This window comes from Staphylococcus sp. GDY8P72P, assembly GCF_016890655.1.
GTDB lineage: Bacteria > Bacillota > Bacilli > Staphylococcales > Staphylococcaceae > Staphylococcus > Staphylococcus arlettae.
In genome coordinates, this window is sequence record NZ_JAFEQJ010000029.1 from 1 (window position 1) to 18,259 (window position 18,259).

Here is an 18,259-nt window from a genome sequence, read left to right on the forward strand (position 1 = left end):
TCAAAATAGTACTGATTCTATTACTAACCACCGTGCTATATTTAAAAAATTATATAAATATAAAATAAACAACCCCTTCGCCATTTAGGCGCTGAACCCTTAAGAGACAGATTCTTTCTTGCTTAATTATACAAATCTTAATTCAGTAATATTTTATGCGATTTGAGAAACTGTGAGTATCTCTTATTTGCGTTGCCCCACCATGAAGATAATCATTCTTATCATGTTTACTTCTATATAGTTACCAGTCTTGATTGATCCCTGATTCGATTGCTTCTTTTAATGAATTTACGATTTCTAACATTTAGTACATAGTTTAACAATGTTTTGTACCAATATAACAATAAAATCATAAAAGATTTTCGTAAAATTAAATTGTAGTTTACGTATTTATTTTTTTATGTAAATATAGTTGTGAAAGAGAATATTAGTTTTAAAGGTGTGAATACGAATGAGAGAAAATGTTAAATGGAAGGGCTACGAGATAGTATTTTTTGTGATTTCTATTATATTTTTAGTCTTAGCAAGTATTAATCTACTTGAAGTAACTAAATTCAGTCAAAATGTAGAATCATTTTTCTATTCTATATTTTTAATCTCTATGTTTATTGTAACTATGAGAAAATCATTACTTGCATCATTTTTATTTTTAATTGGCGGGATTTTATTCTTTATCAGCATTTTTTAAGATTAAATAGACTGTTCCCTTAAAATGATTTATTGACTCCTCAACGAATCGATCTCTCATTCTTACAAAATTAAGTCCTTCTTGAAATACAGGTCTAATTCTCATTGATTTGCCTGATTGTTTCTCTGTAAAGATTTTCTCTACGCCAAACTCCTTTAAATTATGCAGTTGTCTTTCTAAATTTTGATCTATTGAAGATACCCTCGCATAATCTATAATCATTCCAGCAAAGAACATTATTATTAAAAATCCTATAATACTCTCTATCTTATTTAATCACCCATAGATACCAATTTTGCATTCCCATCCTCTATGGTGTTATAATGTAATTAACAAAGATGTCGTGCATGTATGCACCAAATCCCCTCACTATGCCAGTAGTGAGGGGATTTTTTGGTGTGGCTAGTCGCCTATTTATCATTGCGTTTGCGTAGCCAGTTCGCAAACAAAGCAACGATGCAACCACTTGCTGCTGTGGTCATGATGGTTACAAAGATGTCGGTCATTACGTATGCACCTCCCCTCTACGTCAATTGACGCCTGAGAGATAGGCGACCTCAATATTATACCATCTGAATCTTTTGAATCCTATGTTCTTCCGCTATATTGAGTTACGCAGAAGTATTTTAAAACTCTCGATACTTAAATTGTTGTGAAAATAACACTAATCTGAATTTAAGTCTTTTTCTTAAAAAATTCATTAGCCTCACGTGAATACATGAAAATAATAGCGCTAACAACAAATATGATATGAAGTATTCTGCTAATTGTAAACAACAATGTAAATAAATTTATATTTTCAAAAAATGATAATACATTGTTATTAAGCATCCACTGTATTGGAGAGACAATCATTGATAATATGCCAAAAACACCTAACAAAATCGTCAAAACAATTCTTGCCCAATTTTTTGCATAAAGTAATTGACGAATAATTAAGATTAAAATGATAAAAAGTAATAATCTGAGAATAATATTAATAACAATGCTCCCTACCGTTTCTTCACTATTTTCAAGCATAAATTGCATTAATACTAAAACTAATTCAAACGTAGCAGCAATTATTGCGAAATACCATAAATAAACAGAGCGACGTATCGACTTGGGATAATTAATAATGTTCACCTTCCTATAACTTTTATTTTATCTTTATTAACACAAAACCCTTTTCTGTGAAGTTGAGGAGTTGGATAATTAAGTATTAATATTATCTTTCGGCATCAGATAAAACTTGTAAGTGATCTGTATATGCTTCTAATTGCAGTAGAAAAAATAATCAAAGATGCAGCAGTTTAAGCTCCAGAAAACAACAAAACGGACGAAGCTTCCATAATCATAGGAAATCGTTTTCATATCCATCACATCATGTAAAGAGTAACAAATATATTTCTTAAATACTATAAAGTTATTAAATTGTAATTTTACCTTATAACCTATCAAGATGTTATAATTTATTTAACAAGGAACTAGCATAGATACACCAATCCCCTCACTATTGCGAGTAGTGAGGGGATTTTTGATGTGAACAAGAATTTCTAGCATAGACTTACATCAATACAATATTAAGACCAATATCGGAATTATAATTGAACTTAAAACCGCAGTAAGTATCATTCCTATAGAACTAAACGTACCATCTTCTATATCAAATTCAAAAGCTTTTGCTGTACCAAAACCATGTGCTGAGTTGCCATAGAATAGTCCTCGAGCAATAGAATTTTTAAACTTAAATATATTAATAAAGTATTCTCCAAACATACTTCCGATTATTCCAGTAAAAGTGATAAACATTACTGCTATTGCATCAATACCACCGAGTTGATGTGTAACTTGTAAACCTACAGCTGCTGTTATAGATTTAGGTAATAATGTAACTATAATTTCTTTTGAATAGCCAAAAACTTTTAACGTTAAATAAATAAGAAAAAAATTAATAAGCGTTGATACAAATACACTAGTAAAGATTACTTTGGCATGTCTTTTTATAGTTTCCCAGTACTTATATAATGGCAAAGCAAGGGCCACTACTGTGCAATTCAACATATAGTTTATCCATTTGCCCCCTGCCATATAGTCAGAGTAATCCAATCTTAACAGCACAAGGACAGCGATGATAAAGATAGCTGATATCAACGCAGGATTGAGTATAGGATTTTTATATTTGATTTGTATTTTTCTAGAAATGATATACACAATAACGGTCAACAAAATCATGAAAATAGCTTTTAATACTTCCATTTAATCATGTCCACCTCTTTTATTAGACTTTGATAGCATCCCTTCTGCGACATAACCTGAAATAATAGCTACAACAAATGTACTAACAATAACTAAAACAAAGAACAGGATAAAATGCATATCAATAACTGTGACAACATCCATTAACCCAACTACTGCAGGTATAAAGAAAAATATCATTGTCGTTAAAAGAAAATTAGCTCCCTTATCTATCCATTTTTCAGGTATCACTTTAAATTTTAATAGTAAAAAGAAAATGATGAGACCGACAATACTACTAGCCATAGGAAGATGGAAGGCTTTTTGTATGATGTTGCCAAGATATGTAACGCCCATGATTAATACTATCTGACTCATTATTCTGAAAATTTTGGTTATAGTTTTCATACGCTCCCTCCTTAAGACTATGGTCATTAACTGTATAAAATCAAAATAACTACAAAAGCCGTATTGATTATGAACTAATCAACACAGCTGAAATAGAATTTCTTAAAATATATTAATTCTAGAACACAGTTTGAATTGATAGCGAATAGTGGGATTAAATGTTTTTAACATCTGTTTTAAAACATTTTTATGCCAGGTAAATGATTTCTCTTTAGCAATACATTTTTCATAATATGAATTTTAATTTTACTTATCTAATATTTATGTAGTAACAATAATACTTAAAACACTTCAAATTTGATTGCCAAATTATTAAATATAGTCTAATAATTATTTCATCTTTTGTTTTAATATTCAATATAATAGTTTGCTTCGTTTTGTTTAATCACGCATTAGGCATATAATGGAGATGAATAACACGTATCACTTTCCACAAAGCCTGTGGTTCTCGTATTAAACAGAAAGGAGTAGGTTTTATGCATATTATTATAATTATTTTACAAATCGTAGTTGGGATCTTTTTCCTCATGACAGGGGTCAAAATATTGTCTGGTACTATGAGCCAGGAGTTTGAACGACTTGGCTACCCAAAGATTTTTAATCAAATTACTGGTACTTTTGAATTTGTAGGTGGCCTAGCGCTACTAATTGGAATCTTTTTCGTTCCTAGTGCCCTTTTTGGTAGTATTTTATTAGGCTGTACTATGTTTGTAGCAGCATTATCTTTAATCTTTAACAAAGACTTTCCATTTACTAAAGCACTACCAGCGCTTATTCTTTTTCTACTCAATGTCGTAGTCTTTTGGTATTATATATGATTTTCTTAATCGCTGTCCTAGTTGCATAACAATGTTTTCACATTATTGAAAAGCTAGTAATATATTAAAAGCGCCAAGTACACAATAACTATACTTGACGCTTTTTTATTTATAAACATCAACTTAATAATCTAGCCAGATGATTTGGTGGGCGTGTTGTTGCGTCAGCTCTTCCGGCCAACTTATATTAAGCGAGGACCATTGTTGCCCTCCGTCTTCAGAATAGAAAATACCTTTGTTATTCGCTACATAAAAAACACCCATACTTTCAGACACTGCAGACACTAAAGTACCTTCTCGTTCCGGCAAACCAGCTGTTACTTCAGTCCATTGGTCACTATCATCTACATAATATAGAGTAGAAAAAGTATCCTCACCATAATGGTGCGCATTATAAGGTGAGTTAGACGTCGCAATTACAAAATTATAATCCTTTTCCGAATTTACCGCCAAGCCGAAACCATACTTATGTTCGATACCTACATTAAAATCTGACCATGTTGCACCATAATCTTCACTATAGACAAATGTACTGCGTCCACCTTCTAAAAAGGCATCTCCACATACACCGTATAATTGATTAGGATACTTAGGATGTACACGTAAAACATGAATATCTACGGGTGCTTCTGTATTATTAGGCGCAGACCAAGTTTTACCATAATCTGTTGAATAAACCATACCACCAGCTTCAATTGTGCCGTAAATATTTTGTGGTTCTTTGATGTTACTCGTTAACCACTTCACATGATGTGTATGTGGTCTAGGTGGGAAAAACCATTGTGCTTTGCTAGGAATATCATTAAAATCTGAAATTAATTCAAATGACTCACCTTGATCATAAGATGCAAATAAGGCACTCGGTTCTGTACCAACGAGCAAGATACTTTGACCGCCTGTTAAATTAAATGCTGCTAATGTAGTAATATGTGTCATATGAATATCATTTTCAGCAAATGCATCATGATGTTTAAAACGTGTACCTATCGGTTTCCAAGACGCACCTAAGTCTGAGCTCTTCCATAATCCTCTATCAAAAGTACCACAATATAAAATATTATGGTCCATTGGGTCTTGCGCAACTGCCAATGGATTAGCACCTTCAAAATTAGCTTCTATCCGATATTTTCCTTGCTCTTTCGACAATATAAGTAGCGTATTATCATATGTCACAGCAAATTGTTTCAAGTAATCCCTCCGTTAATAAATATTGACTAAAACTGCTATTAATCATTGTTATACCACCAAACAGAGAAACTATAACTTTATTATTCAAAATTAAAGCAAATATATTTAAAATAATATTATTTTCGTGACTGTGACTAACTATAATACTAGGCATTCTTTGAAATGACCCAAGGACATGAGATTAAGCTAACACTGTCCTTTAGTTTCTAATTTACAATCTAAAAACCACTTTATTTGAGATACTTAACTCCTTAAAAAAGACTGTGACAAAATTGATTCGTCACAGTCTCAGTTATATTGGCAGTGCTTGGGCCGACTCCTGCGGGAATAGTACTCGCCGAAGACCACAGGCTGGGGCAGTACCCGCGGAAAGCGTGCACAAAACTGCCTACAAAGTCGCAAACTTTGTCTGTAGCCTCTTTTTTTATTATCAGAAAACAGACCTTAAATATTAGTTCTCCTAAAAGTTTTTCTATAGATTGGCAGTGCTTGGGCCGACTCCTGCGGGAATAGCACTAGCCGAAGACCACAGGCTGAGGCAGTGCCCGCGGAAAGCGTGCACAAAACTGCCTACAAAATTAGGGGACAACAAACTTATTTAATTTCTTTGAAACCATCTGATTTAAGATCGTTGTTTAATTCATCCTGCTTATCTTTTGAACTCGTCATCGACATTTTATCAGTCATATCATCTTTTACCAATCTATTATCTTCTAACTGATAGTTATTATAACCTTGGTAAGTGTAAGAGACATCTGGGTCAGAATACTTTCCTGTTTTAGTAACCTTAACGGCCGTAATTAATGACACATACGTAGGTTCAACTTCAGATACTGGAGACACCTTTTCACTACTTTCGTCTTCTTCCTCACCAAATGAATATTCATCCGCTGTATCTGCTTGTATTTTATAATAATTACCTAAATTTTCAGTGTTGTATTTAGTATATTCATCACTTTCATACTCTTTATCAATTAATGTATTATTTTTATCGATTAACTCATTAATATTATCTAAATTACTAATATTTTTAAGCCCTTTAACTTTAATATTTTGAGTGGACTTACCAGAAAATGTGCTCGATCCACTCTCATTGATATCATCAATAAGGCTTTGTGGTATTTTAAGTTTTACTTCATCACCATTACTTAAATTTCCATTATTAGCTACTGTAAAATCATAGTTAGATATTGATAATTCTTGTAATGATTTAGGCAAATCTTTACTAATTAAATTCAGTGAACCTGCACCATTTACACCTGTAAATTTAGGTTTTAATGCTGTAAATAAATCTTTTGCTTCAATATTTTCTGGTTCTTTCAAACCATGTGCTTTAAAGCTTTTAGTAAATTCTTTTACTTTTAACTTATAGTCTTTCGAAATACCTTTGTCGATAGTCAATTTCACAGTAACTTTATCTTTATTTTTTAATTCTTCCCCATTATGTATGTCTAAGTTAACATGTTCCAAAATTTTCCCAGCTGTTCTCGCTTGTTGTTGCTCTTCATAATTAAAATCATCTTCATCTAAGTCATCAGTTTCGTTATTTTCAATCATATTTAATACTTCTTTATTTTTAAAACCTGCTTGTTTCAACGCTTTTACTTGAAGTTTGTTCATGATTTTTTCATAAGAATCATCTGTAATTTCGGCTGTCCCTGTCTTATTATAACCATTAAAACTAACTTTTACGTCATCCTCTACATCAATCTTATGATTTTTTACGAGTAATGTCGCTACAACAATTATTATAATTAGTGCTACTACACCACCAATCACAAACCATTTATACTTATTCATAAAAGACTTAAATCGCTCCATACTATGCACTCCATTTATATAATTTTTTATAAAACTAATGCTTGATCATAAAATTACTACCAAACATGTTTTAATTTATTTAATATATAGTTAAATTACCATATTTTATAAACAAATTATATATTTAATCGAAATATTTTTAAAATTTAAATTATTAATTTAATAACGTTAAGAGTTGCTACATAATAAACGATAAATAGCTATTATTCACTTTGTATGACAAGGATTTACTGATATTTTAAAATTATTATGATTTTTACTTGAGGTTCACGTAACGTCAAGCATTATAGTAGGCATTGTGGAGGTGAAACAAAATGGAATATACCATTAGTAATTTGGCAAATCTATCAGGAGTCAGTACGAGAACGCTACGTTATTATGATGAAATTGGCTTGTTAAAACCTCATGATATTAACGCTTCTGGTTATAGAATTTATACGCAAAACGAAGTGGATTTACTACAACAAATCATCTTTTACCGTGAATTAGATGTACCATTGAAAGAGATAAATACCATTATCAACCAACCTTCATTTGACCAAATGGTAGCTTTAGAAGAGCACTATGACAAACTGATGCACAAACGTAATCGTCTAGATACTATGTTATCAACGATTGAAAAAACAATTTCATCAAAAAAAGGAGTGATTACAATGACTGATCAAGAAAAATTCGAAGGTTTTAAAGCGCAAGCTATTTCACAAAATGAGCAATATTACGGAGAAGAAATCAGAAACAAATATGGTAATGAAGTGATCGACAACAGTAATGAAAAGTTTAAAAATATGTCTAAAGCGCAGTATGATGATTTTAAAAATTTAGAACAACGTATAGGCGATTTATTACAACAAGCCTACCAAACAGGTGATCCCTCGTCTGCGGTAGCACAAGAACTTGTAGCAACACACAAACAATGGTTACTATATACTTGGCCAAGCTATTCTACAGAAGCTCATATAGGGTTAGCAGAGCTCTATATTCATGACGCAGCTTTCACTGCTTACTATGAGCGATTTGTTACAGGTGGTGCGCAATTTCTCAGAGATGCTATTGTGACGAATCTATCAGTAAATTAAATTTTGTTATTAGCGGTAACTCTACCTACCGTCTAATACTATTGTTTTGTTTATTTATTTCTAAACTTTAATGCTACAAATTGTGGAATAATATTGACCCTGACTTAACGTTATAGTTTATAACAGAAGTAAGGAGGTGAACCAATGACACAATATTTAACAGGTGAATTAGCTAAACTATGTTCTATATCAACTCGGACTTTACAATATTATGATAAAAAAGACCTACTTAAACCAGCCTATATCAAAGATAATAATTACAGAATTTATACTGATAACGAAGTTGAACGGTTAAAAACGATACTCACACTCAAAGATATGGGTTTAAGTTTAAAAGATATTAAAACACTATTAATTAATAATCATGATATGAAAGCTGTTCATTTGCTATTAGAGCAAAAAATCATACAGGATGAACAAAAAATAGCGGAAACTCAGAAAAAAATTAAACATATGAAACAAGTTAAAAGTATGATTACGGAGTCTTCTACTTCTCCATTACCTAAAATAAATGTCATTGAAACTATTTTGGCCAACAATAAAAATACCCAGAAGTTATACAAAAAATTATTTGTTACTGGTGCTATGGGTACATTATTTCAAGTTATCGGTTTATCGCTGAGCATTGTCATGAAAAGTTATCTACCATTAATCATAGCCTTACTTTTAGGTGTTATTTGTGCGATTCAACTAACTAACCGCTTCTATAACTCTATAATGTATATGTGTCCGCACTGTCACACAGAATTCAAACCAAGTATTTTACCATGGATATTGGCTAAACATACACCCAAGACACGCTATTTAAGTTGTACAAACTGTCATCAATCACATCATTGTGTTGAAATAGTTGTTACTACTCATTGACTTTGGTAAGGATATCTTGTATCTCAAATCTTTCCTTTATCTCTATTGTTTTTTATCTTATGCTATACTCAATTAATTACAAATAATAAAATAATCAAGATACATAATAATAGAGATAGAGGGTGAACTTATGGAACTTAGACACATGGAATACTTTGTAGAAGTTGTAAAACAAAAGAGTATGACGAAGGCCGCAACGGAACTATTTGTTACACAACCTACGATTAGTAACACCATAAAATTATTGGAAGCTGAGCTGGACGTTACGTTATTTAACAGATATAAAAATCAAATTTACTTAACTGATGCCGGTGAAGCTTTCTTCTTTCAATGCAAAGAAATGCTAAAAATGTATGATAATATTCCTAATGAATTACGCAATTTATTAGAATTAAAAACCGGACATTTAAAAATTGGAATTCCATCCATTATTAACATCCGCAGACTCATTCATCTGATTTCCCAATTTCATGAAACTTACCCGAATGTCACCTTTCAATTATTTGAAAGTGGTAGTAAAACGATTGAACATGATGTGTATTATGGAGATCTAGACATGGGTATTACAGTATTACCTACTAATAATAAAAATTTCAATACCTTCTCTTTTATTGAAGAAAAATTAAAATTAGTCGTTCATAAAGATCATCGGTTAGCTCAACATCAAACAGTGAATATTGATGAATTGGCAGATGAAGAGTTCATCTTATTTAATTCTGATTTCTTTTTAAATGACAAAATTAAAGAAACGTGTCGCAATTACAGCTTTAATCCTAATATTATTTTCGAGACGTCACAGTGGAGTTTTATAGAGGAAATGTTATTAACTAATATGGGTGTTTGTATACTACCCGAAGGCATCTTGCAATTATTAGATACGCATTTGCAAGCAATAGAAATCACTGATGCCACAATGAAATGGGAACTCGCTATCATTTGGCGCAAAGATATCATCGTAGACTCTTTAACTAAAGATTGGATTAAATATATCCAAGAAAACTACTTACTGAATCCTTAAAGTATAAAGGCATTCACAAAATTTATACCCTTATAAAAAAAGGATATTTTATATTTATGGACTCCCAAACTATAATTTAACTTGTAAAAATTATAGAAATGGGAGTTTTTTGATGGAGAATTATAAATATCCGAGTGATAGTAAAATTGTCAGTACAGATCAAGTGTTAATTAACGATTTAAACAATTACAACACATTGTTTGGTGGCGTATTAATGAAAAAAATTGATAACAATGCTACGTTATCAGCTAGAAGACATGCACGTGTGAAAGAATGTGTCACTGCTTCCACAGATTCAGTAGAGTTTTTACATCCTATTACACAATCTGATTCAGTTTGTGTAGAGTCTAGCGTAGTATACACTGGTGAAAAATCTATGGAAATTTTTTGTAAAGTCATTGCTGAAGATATGATTACTGCAGAACGAAAAATTGCAGCAATAGCTTTCCTTACTTTTGTTGCCTTGGATGAAAATAAACGCCCTATTAAAGTTCCAAAAATCAAACCTCAAACTGCAGAAGAACATTTGTTATTTAGCGATGGTGAAAATCGCGCAAATATTCGTAAGATGAAACGCCTACAAAGTAAATCGATGATTGCTTCACTTAATATTAAAAAACCATGGGAATTAGAGGAGTGTGTAAAATGATTAGTGAAATGGATGAACTTAAACAAGTAAAATCAAATTTAGAACAGTTGCACAATGAAGCGCCGCATATTTACGCAAAATTAGAATATATCGCTAGTTTAACAAGACAATTAAGTATTCATTATAAATATTTAGGATTACTTATGTTTTCCAACGATGCTGAACTTGTCCAAAATAATAGACCTACTTTAATTAGAGAATCTGTGTTAGCTTTATATGAACAAGAAGTCGAAAAAGTTAAAGCAGAACAAAATTTTATATTATTTAAAAATATGATGTTGAACTTACACAACGTGGACTACCCTCAAATGTTCTTAATTATTTTAGGTGCTGAACCAAACTTTGTCTTTCACAATAATATTATTAAATAACTACCGATTACATTGAATTAAAAGAGGCGTCAACTATGAAAATTTCTGAGTGTAGATACTTATGTATCACTAACAATGCATCATTTGAACAAGGAAAACTATACTGGCTCTTTCCCACAACAGTATCGACGTTCGATGACCATTTTTCTTATGTCTCAAATGAAGGCCAGTTACTAACTGAAGAATATAAAAATCATAATTTCATTAAAAATGATGTTTCACGTGAATCTTAAAAATAGCGCTAAAACTAAGGTTTTATACCTTTATTTTAGCGCTATCGCTTTATCTATTCATTGTTATATTTAGTTAATAACTTTTTGTAATAGTTGTTAAGTGCTTTATTTTCACTAACTTTGAACATTTGATTCGGGCTTAAGTTCGGATCTTTATCGGTATGGTCTTTAGGGGCAAAGCCTGATGATAATGTGATATCTTCAGCACCCGTAAACTGATATTCATAGACTTTACCATTATCTGCAAATAGATATTTTGTTATTGGTTTGTCGGTGTCTGCTACTGTGTTATAGCCTTCGATATTGGATAAGTTGTTAGCAGCTGGATCTTTGCCTGTTGTACCTTCGTTAGAAGTATACGTTACTGCTCCAGTCACAGTATGCACATCAAACGCTTTAGGCCCTGGTTCACCTCTATTACTCACTTGAATCTCACCGTCTTCAGTTCCTGCATACCAATCACCGTCTGACATGCTACCACTACCAAAATAACGGTTAGATACGGCTTTTCCGTTGTCCTTTTCATGTTCAGAGAGCCATGTTAATAGTTGTTTTTTTATTGCTTGTTTATCTTCATCACTAACGGAATCATTAGCTTTTTTATCTTGTTGCGTGGATTGTGAATGGGCAACTTTATCGGTTGATTGTTCAGTTGCTTGCTTGTCATTACTACAGCTCGCCAACAACATGCCAGTTAGTGTGATCAGTATGACACCTTTAATTGTCTGTTTCATTTTATATCACACCTCTTTTTCCAAAGAAACCAATCAGAGGCTGGGACATAGTTAATTTGTCCTAGCCTCATTTGGTTTAATTATTTATCGTCTTTTTGAATACCAAATTCATCTACTAATTCAATATTCCGTTGCTCACCTTTACTAATGTCACCACTCAATTGATATATTTTAACTTTTAATGTATTATCTTCTACTTCATAAACAGAGAAGTTTTGAGAAGATGAATCACGATTATTTGAGTGACTGTCATTAAAGGCTTCTGATTCTTGTGGCTGTTTACCTACTTTGAATAAACTATTATAGTGTTCTAAATCTTTTTCAGTTAACCAACTTAGTTCTGGTCTTACCTTTTTAATATGTTCTAGTGAACGATCATAAATACTGTCATATTCTTTCGTACCACCTGTATTTGGTAATACATAAACTGAGCCTTTCGGATTATCATAATAAGGCACGTTGTCTTCACCAACTACTTGTTTTGTATCTTCTTTTTTCGCGTTAACAAAGCTATTCTTAGTCGATGTATGTTCTAGCGGATGTGTACGTGATAAGACGTGGTCATGACCTTGTAACACTAAATCGATATCTAAGTCATCTATTTGTTTTGTTAATTCTGCTCTAATCTTTTTCACATCTTCATCTGATAATGCGTGATATGATTTAGAGTACATTGGTTTGTGTAAGTTTAACACTACCCAGTTTGCCCCATTCTCTCTTGCTTTTTTGATATCTTTCTTAATCCATTCCATTTGTTCCTTACCAATTGCTTTTTCATCTGGATTATCTTTTGATTTCTTGTTGTCATTTGTGTTGGCAACTACCATGTGCGCACCGTTATAATCAAATGAATAATAAGATCCTCCATTGATAGCATCATTTTCTTTCGGTACGTTTACATGCTCATTGAATTTAGTTAATAATTTTTCATCCTCTTCGCTTAATGCATATTCATCATGGTTACCTGCTGTAGCAACTACTGGCAATGACATAAACGATGGACGTGATTGTTTATATAAATCTTTCCATTCATCTTCAACTTCTGCTGTTTCTACAAAATCTCCTGTGTGCAGTGCAAAACTAGGCTCGCCAGCAGTCTTAATCGCATTTTTTAATGTGTCTGCTCCAAACATTGCTTCATTTCTTACATTTTCATTCCAAAAGGCATTTTGTGTATCTGTATATTGCACGAAGCTAAATGGATCACCTTTATCTCCTGCAGTTTTAAATTGTCCGATTTGACTTTGTTTACCCGACTCGCTACCTACTTTATAGTAGTATTTTGTATTCGGTTTTAAGTCCTTGGCTTGTGCTTTATATGTATATTCCGGTTCGCTTATTAAATCTGTTTTACCATGTTTATCGCCACTCAACCATTCCGGACCACTAGCATGCTTATCAGTATAATAGCCGTTAACCTTTTCTTTGCCGTCTTTATTTTTAATTGGTTCGCCTTCATCATTTTTGGCAATATCTTTGAAAATGATGTTACCATGTTTATCTCTTTCAAGATATTTAGAATTTACTTTTTTAGCTTTGGCATCAACTGTTTTAGCATCTTTAAAGTTTTTCGATTCTGATACCCATACTTTAGCATCTTCAAATTTATCTGATGTATACCAACTAAATCCCATTTCTGATTGTGGATTACCATTAATATTAGTAATAATACGGTTGGGTTTATTATGTTTTGGTATGTCCGCAACCTCAGGTTTACTATCTAATAATTTAATTTTATCATTGCTTTGTTGCTGCGATGTAGCATTTGGTTCTGTGTTTGCTGACGCATTTGCTGTTGATGTTTCAGGGCTAATAATAAGACTAAATAATAAAACAAAACTCGTTGCAGCACGTAATGCAGTCGATTGGTGCTTTTTCTGTATCATCTATATTCTCCTCCAAGAAATCGTATTAGGTCTCACATCACCATTCTAGCAACATTAAATTAATCCTATATTAAGTTGATATATTCTATGTAAATTATATTTTAATATTATATAAAACCTAAGATAACCAATGATAATTTATTGAAATTGCAACAGTAGTTAAAAATATGCATCCTGCTATGTTATGTAACAAACGAATTGGTACAACAGCTCAAAGGTCATGACTTGAATAGTTCAATGCATTTAACCACAAAACCATTAACATTATTTCCCAGAAAATAATCCGTTGTCTGCTTTGGCATTGTACATGAAAGGTTATTGGATAACGAACATAGTGAACCATATTGTCTGTAGTGCAATTCCAACATACAAGTATGATTTTATCGTTAACAAGTTCATTGATCAATTATACGAATCGACATTGTTTTTGAATAACTAAATACATGTTGTACCGATTTTGTAACGTGCTGACGCCCGGGGGAATCATATGAGTGAGAGACTATATGTTCGAACCATAACCCATGCAAGCATGCACGATCAAAATTCCAGTTCGCTTATCAATTGATTCAATATTATAACCACTATTTAACATATATCACAAAATTTTTTATATACGATTGGCAGTGATTTGGGGCGACTCCTGAGGAAAAAGCACTAGCCACAAACTACAGGCTAAGGCAGTGCCCGCGGAAAGCGTGTATAAAAACAGCCAAATATAAAATAAGAGGTTGGGACACGATCGATTCGTCCCAACCTCTTATTTTGAGCGAGGAGTGTTTATCTTCCATACTCTTTTAACCGTTACCTTTTATAAAGTTTAATTTTTATTTCGTAATAATCGTCATGATCTTTTGTTTTTTGTTCCACGTGGATTCCTGTTTGCTCGATGGCTTCAATACTTTTCCCAACTTCTTCACGTGCCTGTGTTAAATCTTTAGCAAATTGGAAAGTTTGAGCTTTGACTTTTTCTGGACCCATTTGCTGTTTCACACGTGCTTCTGTCTGTTTGACATTAAGTTGTTGCGCAATAACGATTTCAACCAATTCTTCTTGTTCAGCCTCTGATAAACTTAGCATAGCACGTGCATGACGTTCTGTAATTTTGCCTTCGCGTAAGCGTACAATGACTTGAGGCGCCAATTTTAATAAACGTAATTTATTAGCAACAAAGCTTTGACTTTTTCCTACACTTTTAGCAAGTTCACTTTGCGTAGTATCACCAATATCTAACAGTTTCTTATAGGCTTCCGCTTCTTCAATCACCGATAAGTTTTCACGTTGGATATTTTCGATAAGCGCTACTACTGCTGTTTCTTCATCATCCAATGCACGAATAATCACGTCTGCATGCGTTTGTTGTAGCGATTGGATTGCTCTAAAGCGACGCTCACCCGCAATAATTTCAAACATATCTTCTTCGATTGGACGTACTACGATGGGTTGTAGTAACCCGTGCTCTTCTATTGATTCTGCAAGTTCTTTTATCTTATTTGGCTCAAATACTTGTCTTGGTTGATAACGGTTAGGTACGATACGCTCCACGTGGATTGATTCTACGCTATTATTATAATCTTCTTCGATATAACCAATGATGTCGTCTTTATTCTTTAAACCAAATAATTTAGAAAAAGGTTTTTTCATGATTCATGCGCTCCCTCTAAATTAATTGTCTGTTTTTACTTTTCAAGTAACGGTGCTTTATTTGGTGTCCCTGGTTTTCTTGGATATTTTTTCGGTGTTAAGCTACGCTTTTCAATAATCATCATTTGGCGTTCGCCCGCTTCTTCTGGCAATTCATAAGAAATAAGCTGTGCTAATTTTCCACCAAATACACCGATGCCAAATTTAGCGTCTTCTAATTCTTCATCGCCTTTAGCCGATTTTAAAGCGATAAATCGGCCACCTTTTTTCACTAGCGGCAAACATAGTTCACTAAGGACTGATAAACGTGCAACTGCACGTGCTGTCACAATATCATATGACTCCCTGTAGTCTCCCTTGCCAAAGGTTTCCGCACGGTCGTGCACGAAGCTAACGTTTTCCAATTCTAATTTATCAGCTAATTGATTTAAAAACTGAATACGTTTGTTCAACGAATCAACAATTGTGACTTGTAATTCTGGATAGATAATTTTTAATGGAATACTTGGAAAACCTGCACCTGCACCGACATCACAAATACTATAATCTTGTTGAAAGTCTGCATAAAAACTTGGTGCTATGGAGTCATAGAAATGCTTTAAATACACATCATGTTCTTCAGTAATACTTGTTAAATTCATTTTGTCATTCCAAGACACTAGCATATCATAATACGTTTGAAATTGTTGTTGTTGCTTAGCTGTTAAGGTAATGCCATGTTCACTTAGCTGCTCAGTTAACCATGTCACACTCATATTATTGCTCCACCTTTTGGATTTTCCCTTGCTCTAAATATACTAATAAGATTGAAATATCTGCTGGATTAACACCAGAAATACGTGAAGCTTGTGCAATATTTAAAGGTTTAACTTCAATTAATTTTTCACGTGCTTCTGTAGCAAGACTGTCTACCTTAGTATAATCTAGGTTTTCAGGTATTTTCTTTTCTTCCATACGTTTTACTTTTTCAACTTGTTGTAATGATTTATTGATATAGCCTTCATACTTCGTTTGAATTTCTACTTGTTCTGATACGTCTGCAGGTAATTTGTGGCTTTCTTCTAGAATGTCTAAAATAATATCATATGTCATTTCAGGACGACGTAATAATTCTATTGCGAGAATACCATCTTTAAGAATAGAACCACCGTGTGCTTCGATAATGTCTTGCACACGTTGATGTGGTTTAATACGAATATTAGCTAAACGCTCTTGTTCTGCTTTAATTAAATCACGTTTTTCATTAAATCGTGCATAGCGTTCTTCTGACACCATACCTAATTCATGACCTAAATCTGTAAGACGTAAGTCCGCGTTATCGTGACGTAACAACAAACGATATTCAGCACGTGATGTTAATAGACGGTAAGGTTCATTAGTACCTTTAGTTACAAGGTCATCAATTAATACACCGATGTAGGCATCTGAACGGCTTAAAATTGTTTCCTCTTTACCTAAGACACGTCCTGCAGCGTTAATACCAGCCATAATACCTTGACCAGCCGCTTCTTCATAACCTGAAGTACCGTTGATTTGACCTGCAGTATATAGGTTTTTAATTTTTTTAGTTTCTAATGTCGGCCATAACTGTGTTGGCACAATCGCATCATATTCAATCGCATAACCCGCACGCATCATATCTGCTTTTTCTAAACCAGGAATTGTTTCTAACATTTGACGTTGTACGTGTTCTGGTAAGCTTGTAGATAAGCCTTGCACGTAAACTTCATTGGTATTGCGTCCTTCTGGTTCTAAGAATAATTGATGGCGTGGTTTATCGTTAAAACGTACGAATTTATCTTCAATAGATGGACAATATCTTGGACCTGTACCTTTAATCATACCTGAGTACATCGCTGATAAATGTAAGTTGTCATCGATAACTTTATGCGTGGATTCATTAGTATATGTTAACCAACATGGAAGTTGATCTAAAATATATTCTGTAGTTTCAAAACTGAACGCTCTGCCAACGTCATCACCGGGTTGGATTTCTGTTTTGTCATAATCTATAGTTTTAGCGTTAACACGTGGTGGTGTTCCTGTTTTGAATCTCACAACGTCAAAGCCAAGACCTCTTAAATTATCTGCAAGTGTGACAGATGGTAATTGATGGTTTGGACCACTTGAATATTTCATGTTTCCTAAAATGATTTCGCCACGTAAAAATGTACCTGTCGTAACAATAACTGCTTCTGCATAATATTCCGATTGAATATTCGTACGTACACCCTTAATTACGTCGTCTTCGATAATTAATTCATCGACCATGCCTTGCATAACGTCTAAGTTATCTTCTTCTTCTAAAACACGTTTCATTTCTTGTTGATACAATACTTTATCTGCTTGTGCTCTTAACGCTCTTACTGCAGGTCCTTTACCTGTATTTAACATACGCATTTGAATGTGTGTTTTATCGATTGCTTTAGCCATTTGACCACCTAAAGCATCTATTTCACGAACTACAATCCCTTTCGCAGGACCACCTACAGATGGATTACAAGGCATAAATGCAATATTATCCAAGTTAATTGTTAGCATTAACGTTTTAGCACCACGTCTTGCAGAAGCTAAACCAGCTTCAATTCCAGCATGTCCGGCTCCGATTACAATGACATCATATTTTTGAGCCATAATTATTTCC

19 protein-coding genes and 1 pseudogene are annotated in these 18,259 nt (G+C 33.0%); 8 read left to right on the forward strand and 12 right to left on the reverse strand.

The window, feature by feature from the left end; translation table 11 throughout:
- Positions 1 to 451: 451 nt before the first annotated feature.
- Positions 452 to 688 (forward strand): hypothetical protein, encoded by a 237-nt coding sequence (locus JVU85_RS11560; protein ID WP_204172608.1) that lies wholly within the window; start codon positions 452 to 454, stop codon positions 686 to 688.
- A 27-nt stretch (positions 689 to 715) separates the two neighbouring features.
- On the opposite strand, the pseudogene JVU85_RS11565 reads toward JVU85_RS11560, so the two are convergent.
- The 5 genes and pseudogenes from JVU85_RS11565 to JVU85_RS11585 form a co-directional block, all read right to left on the reverse strand.
- Positions 716 to 910, reverse strand: a pseudogene (locus JVU85_RS11565) (recombinase family protein); the annotation flags it as partial.
- Positions 911 to 1,098: 188 nt separating this feature from the next.
- Positions 1,099 to 1,194: a type I toxin-antitoxin system Fst family toxin gene (locus JVU85_RS11570; RefSeq protein ID WP_107373678.1), complete on the reverse strand. Its 96-nt coding sequence runs from the start codon at positions 1,192 to 1,194 to the stop codon at positions 1,099 to 1,101.
- A 169-nt stretch (positions 1,195 to 1,363) separates the two neighbouring features.
- Complete coding sequence (locus tag JVU85_RS11575) at positions 1,364 to 1,813, reverse strand: hypothetical protein (protein ID WP_021459402.1); 450 nt, start codon at positions 1,811 to 1,813, stop codon at positions 1,364 to 1,366.
- Positions 1,814 to 2,239: 426 nt separating this feature from the next.
- Complete coding sequence (locus JVU85_RS11580) at positions 2,240 to 2,926, reverse strand: LrgB family protein (protein WP_142020057.1); 687 nt, start codon at positions 2,924 to 2,926, stop codon at positions 2,240 to 2,242.
- Positions 2,927 to 3,313 carry a CidA/LrgA family protein gene (locus JVU85_RS11585; protein WP_002510593.1) on the reverse strand — a complete coding sequence of 129 codons (387 nt, stop codon included), beginning with the start codon at positions 3,311 to 3,313 and terminating at the stop codon, positions 2,927 to 2,929.
- A 476-nt stretch (positions 3,314 to 3,789) separates the two neighbouring features.
- On the opposite strand from JVU85_RS11585, the gene JVU85_RS11590 reads away from it, so the two are divergent.
- Positions 3,790 to 4,131, forward strand: coding sequence for a DoxX family protein (locus tag JVU85_RS11590; protein WP_002510594.1), 342 nt, complete (start codon positions 3,790 to 3,792; stop codon positions 4,129 to 4,131).
- Positions 4,132 to 4,254: 123 nt separating this feature from the next.
- Here JVU85_RS11590 and JVU85_RS11595 read toward each other — a convergent pair whose 3' ends face one another.
- Both JVU85_RS11595 and JVU85_RS11600 read right to left on the reverse strand, forming a co-directional pair.
- A complete protein-coding gene (locus JVU85_RS11595) occupies positions 4,255 to 5,319 on the reverse strand; it encodes a WD40/YVTN/BNR-like repeat-containing protein (RefSeq protein WP_107376720.1) in 1,065 nt (354 codons plus the stop codon).
- A gap of 594 nt (positions 5,320 to 5,913) precedes the next feature.
- Entirely contained in the window at positions 5,914 to 7,140 is a 1,227-nt protein-coding gene (locus JVU85_RS11600) for a hypothetical protein (RefSeq protein WP_103388652.1), read from the reverse strand.
- Positions 7,141 to 7,454: 314 nt separating this feature from the next.
- Between JVU85_RS11600 and JVU85_RS11605 the strand changes: the two genes are divergently transcribed.
- The 6 genes from JVU85_RS11605 to JVU85_RS11630 all read left to right on the forward strand — a co-directional run bounded on the left by JVU85_RS11605 (position 7,455) and on the right by JVU85_RS11630 (position 11,354).
- Positions 7,455 to 8,216, forward strand: a complete 762-nt coding sequence (locus JVU85_RS11605) for a MerR family transcriptional regulator (protein ID WP_002510596.1) — start codon at positions 7,455 to 7,457, stop codon at positions 8,214 to 8,216.
- Between the two features lie 144 nt (positions 8,217 to 8,360).
- Positions 8,361 to 9,083, forward strand: coding sequence for a MerR family transcriptional regulator (locus JVU85_RS11610; protein ID WP_193325432.1), 723 nt, complete (start codon positions 8,361 to 8,363; stop codon positions 9,081 to 9,083).
- A 130-nt stretch (positions 9,084 to 9,213) separates the two neighbouring features.
- Positions 9,214 to 10,101 (forward strand): LysR family transcriptional regulator, encoded by an 888-nt coding sequence (locus tag JVU85_RS11615; protein ID WP_204172610.1) that lies wholly within the window; start codon positions 9,214 to 9,216, stop codon positions 10,099 to 10,101.
- A gap of 112 nt (positions 10,102 to 10,213) precedes the next feature.
- The gene (locus tag JVU85_RS11620) at positions 10,214 to 10,750 is read left to right on the forward strand and encodes an acyl-CoA thioesterase (protein WP_002510599.1); all 537 of its coding nucleotides are present in this window, start codon (positions 10,214 to 10,216) and stop codon (positions 10,748 to 10,750) included.
- A complete protein-coding gene (locus tag JVU85_RS11625) occupies positions 10,747 to 11,121 on the forward strand; it encodes a hypothetical protein (protein ID WP_002510600.1) in 375 nt (124 codons plus the stop codon). The genes JVU85_RS11620 and JVU85_RS11625 overlap by 4 nt, the downstream gene beginning before the upstream one ends.
- A gap of 35 nt (positions 11,122 to 11,156) precedes the next feature.
- A complete protein-coding gene (locus tag JVU85_RS11630) occupies positions 11,157 to 11,354 on the forward strand; it encodes a hypothetical protein (RefSeq protein ID WP_002510601.1) in 198 nt (65 codons plus the stop codon).
- Between the two features lie 53 nt (positions 11,355 to 11,407).
- Here JVU85_RS11630 and JVU85_RS11635 read toward each other — a convergent pair whose 3' ends face one another.
- The 5 genes from JVU85_RS11635 to mnmG form a co-directional block, all read right to left on the reverse strand.
- Positions 11,408 to 12,088, reverse strand: coding sequence for a hypothetical protein (locus JVU85_RS11635; RefSeq protein WP_021459412.1), 681 nt, complete (start codon positions 12,086 to 12,088; stop codon positions 11,408 to 11,410).
- Between the two features lie 80 nt (positions 12,089 to 12,168).
- Positions 12,169 to 13,974 carry a purple acid phosphatase family protein gene (locus tag JVU85_RS11640; RefSeq protein ID WP_204172612.1) on the reverse strand — a complete coding sequence of 602 codons (1,806 nt, stop codon included), beginning with the start codon at positions 13,972 to 13,974 and terminating at the stop codon, positions 12,169 to 12,171.
- Between the two features lie 801 nt (positions 13,975 to 14,775).
- Positions 14,776 to 15,615, reverse strand: coding sequence for a ParB/RepB/Spo0J family partition protein (locus JVU85_RS11645; RefSeq protein WP_002510604.1), 840 nt, complete (start codon positions 15,613 to 15,615; stop codon positions 14,776 to 14,778).
- 35 nt (positions 15,616 to 15,650) lie between these two features.
- Positions 15,651 to 16,370 (reverse strand): 16S rRNA (guanine(527)-N(7))-methyltransferase RsmG, encoded by a 720-nt coding sequence (rsmG, locus tag JVU85_RS11650; protein ID WP_002510605.1) that lies wholly within the window; start codon positions 16,368 to 16,370, stop codon positions 15,651 to 15,653.
- A gap of 1 nt (position 16,371) precedes the next feature.
- Positions 16,372 to 18,249, reverse strand: coding sequence for a tRNA uridine-5-carboxymethylaminomethyl(34) synthesis enzyme MnmG (gene mnmG / locus JVU85_RS11655; RefSeq protein ID WP_021459414.1), 1,878 nt, complete (start codon positions 18,247 to 18,249; stop codon positions 16,372 to 16,374).
- Positions 18,250 to 18,259 lie beyond the last annotated feature (10 nt).